This window comes from Pseudoblastomonas marina (assembly GCF_014641655.1).
GTDB lineage: Bacteria > Pseudomonadota > Alphaproteobacteria > Sphingomonadales > Sphingomonadaceae > Alteriqipengyuania_A > Alteriqipengyuania_A marina.
Genome location: NZ_BMID01000048.1, coordinates 1 through 565 on the forward strand (window position 1 = coordinate 1; position 565 = coordinate 565).

The following is a 565-nucleotide window of genomic DNA, read 5'->3' on the forward strand; positions in this document are numbered from 1 at the left end:
AGGGGGGATTTGCCTTTTTCGTTCCCCCGCCCTGCAGTACTGCAGGGGGGGGTGTAATAGAAATATTATATAAGTGCTAAGAGGTAGGACGGTTCGAATCCGGAGGCTAAGAATATTTAAATTTAAATCCCCCCCTCCTCTTACGTATCCGAAGGGAGGCACGCCCCTCAAGGCCCGAGGGGTGGAGGAGGGGGTAGCGAGGAGGGGTAAGGCTCCGCCTCAGCGAGGCTAAATTATTATGATATTTGTTTACGTCATAATTGGATCTTAGTCATAATTAAGTGCCGAGGTTGGGCCACTTAATACAAAGCAAAAAGGTCTGTTAGTCTTAATTGGTAGAGCATAGTGCTACGGACACTAGTATATGAGTTCGAATCTCATACAGGCTTATAGTAGACAAAAAACCGAAGCTGGAGGGATGGTTATTAGTTCTAAGAAGATTAATAAAAGTGCAGATTAATGTTAAAAACAATTAACATGTCTGTTAATATTTTAGGGCCCCCACGAATACGAAGTATTCGTGGGGTCCCCCGATAGTTTTTATTCCCCCTCCATATTTTTTAAA

At 43.5% G+C, this 565-nt stretch carries 1 tRNA gene; it reads left to right on the forward strand.

Annotated elements, in window-relative coordinates:
* Positions 1-316 precede the first annotated feature (316 nt).
* A tRNA-Arg gene (locus IEW49_RS13510) sits at positions 317-389 on the forward strand.
* Positions 390-565: the final 176 nt, after the last annotated feature.